Source organism: Streptomyces torulosus (assembly GCF_001419765.1).
Classification (GTDB): Bacteria; Actinomycetota; Actinomycetes; order Streptomycetales; family Streptomycetaceae; genus Streptomyces; species Streptomyces torulosus.
This window is the reverse complement of sequence record NZ_LIRK01000968.1, coordinates 1-1,964: the sequence shown is the minus strand read 5'-3', so window position 1 is coordinate 1,964 and position 1,964 is coordinate 1. Positions and strand designations below refer to the sequence as shown.

2 protein-coding genes and 1 pseudogene are annotated in these 1,964 nt (G+C 73.9%); all 3 read right to left on the bottom strand.

All coding sequences use genetic code 11. The features are described 5' to 3' along the window. Nucleotides 1-25: 25 nt before the first annotated feature. Nucleotides 26-979: a sigma-70 family RNA polymerase sigma factor gene (locus AOK23_RS43190; protein ID WP_063791516.1), complete on the bottom strand. Its 954-nt coding sequence runs from the start codon at nt 977-979 to the stop codon at nt 26-28. Further along, nucleotides 976-1,212: a hypothetical protein gene (locus AOK23_RS43185; protein WP_079050044.1), complete on the bottom strand. Its 237-nt coding sequence runs from the start codon at nt 1,210-1,212 to the stop codon at nt 976-978. Before AOK23_RS43185 ends, AOK23_RS43190 begins: the two co-directional genes overlap by 4 nt. Nucleotides 1,213-1,487: 275 nt before the next feature. Further along, nucleotides 1,488-1,964 (bottom strand): annotated as a pseudogene (locus tag AOK23_RS51245) (hypothetical protein); the annotation flags it as partial.

The window sequence follows — 1,964 nt, the reverse complement described above, 5'->3', positions numbered from 1 at the left end:
GGCATGGGGGTCATCGGCGTGGGGATCATTCGGGGATCTCTCCCGGGTGGTTCTGGGGCTCCGGGTCGTGTCCGTGCCGCTGCTGGAGGCGAAGCGCCGCGGTGAGCGTCTTGCGGGCGTACCGGTCGGCCGTGTGGACGGAGGCGATGGGCACGCCCAGGACGTCGGCGACGGCGGCGTGGTCCATGCCGCGCAGATACGTGAGCACCATGACGTCCAACTGGTGGGCGGGCAGGCGGCTGATCGCCTTGAAGAGGGTCATCGACTCCTCGATCTGCGCGAACCGCGCCTCCGGCGTGGAGATCACGCTCAGGGCGACCGTGTCGAAGGCGGTGCGGGCCAGTTCCGGGCAGCCGTCGACGTGGCGGGCTCGGGCCATCACGCTGCGGCGCAGCACGGACCAGGCGAACGGCACCACGTCGGAGCTGGCCAGCGCCTCGTCCCAGCGGAACCACAGCACGTCGAACGTCTCCGCGACGACCTCCCGCGCCTCGTCCTCGCCGAGGAACAGCCGGGCGTAGGCGAGGTAGGCGGAGCGGTTGAGTTCGGTGAACGCCTGGTGCTCCAACGGGGGAACGGCGGGCCCGGTCGACACGGTGGCCCGCCCGGGCGGGTGCGGGCGGTTCTGGATGCAGCCGTCTATCCAGTCGGGCTTCTTCTCCGCCTCCAGCGCGGCGGCCATCCAGAGTCGACGCATCGGCCAGCTCGGTACGTCGAGGACGTCCAGCAGACCGTAGGTGATCTCCCAACGGGGGTAGCGGCCCGTGCCGCGCAGCAGTTCGGAGATCTTCGACTTGGCCCAGCCGGACCGGCAGCTCAGCTCGCTGATCGTCAGTCCGCTGGCCAGGAACCGGTGGCGCAGGGGCTCCAGCCAGGCGCGGTGGGCGGCGCCCACGCCGTCGGCTATCGGCCCGAGTTTTCGGCCGGGCTTGCCCGCCGGCGGTCCCCCTCCGGGCCGCCGCGACAGGGACGGGGTCACCCGAGGCGCTCCTCGTCGGCCGCGACGGGGCCGGGTCCGCCCGCCACCGGGCCCGTTCCCCGCGTCACCGGGCCGGGTCCGCCCGTCATCGCCGTCACGACCTGTTCCGCGCTCAGCACGAGCGTGGGGACGACGGCGGCGGCCGCGGCCGGCTGGCCGACGGCGACCAGCACGACGCTCCAGCCGAGGACCGTCACCAGGACGGCGACGGATAAGACTTGCCTTCTGGACATCGAAACCTTCCCCACATGTACGTCCGAGAGAGCCCCCTCCGCGGTGCCGGCGCGTCATCGGGGATCCGGACGTCAGCATGAGGGGCGCGCTCCCCGTCCCGCCACGCCCTCGGGGAATCGCGGAACAATACGGCCGCCGCGCGACAGCGCGCACGGTAGCGGCTACGGGCGCCCATCGATGGCGAAACGTGTGGCAGTACAGGCTTTCGGGGCGAAGTTCCCGTGTTCCGGCCGGCCGCGCCCGGTGCGCGCCCATCATGAACGCCGAGGCGCGCTCAGCGCCGGAACCTTCCCGTCCGGGAGGTCCCGCCCCTCGTGCCGATCGAGGAGGGGCGGACCGCTCCCGCTCCGTCCGGCACGGGCGGGCGGGGGCGGTCGACCGCCAGCGCCAGCGTCACCGCCACGGACGCCGCGGCCAGCACCGCCATCGCCGTGCCCGGCGAGGTCAGCTGGGCGACTCCGCCCGCGAGGGCCGCGCTGACGCCCTGGAGGGTGAGCATGCCTGCCGAGTGGAGGCCGAGGGCGTGGCCCGTGAGGTCCGGCGGTGTGAGGGCCAGTAGGTGCTGCTGCTGGACGAGGCTCGCGCCGAAGCCGACGGAGGCGAGCGTCGCGCAGGCCGCGGCCGCCGCCGTCGTCCCCACGCTCGTGCTGAGCGCGGAACAGGTCGTGACGGCGATGACGGGCGGACCCGGCCGGGTTGACGCGGTGACCGGGCCCGGTGGCGGGCGGACCCGGCCCCGTCGCGGCCGACG

What these genes read in the sequence shown, in the direction of transcription:
- AOK23_RS43185 (WP_079050044.1), bottom strand. Translation starts at nt 1,212, where the DNA reads ATGTCCAGAAGGCAAGTCTTATCCGTCGCCGTCCTGGTGACGGTCCTC.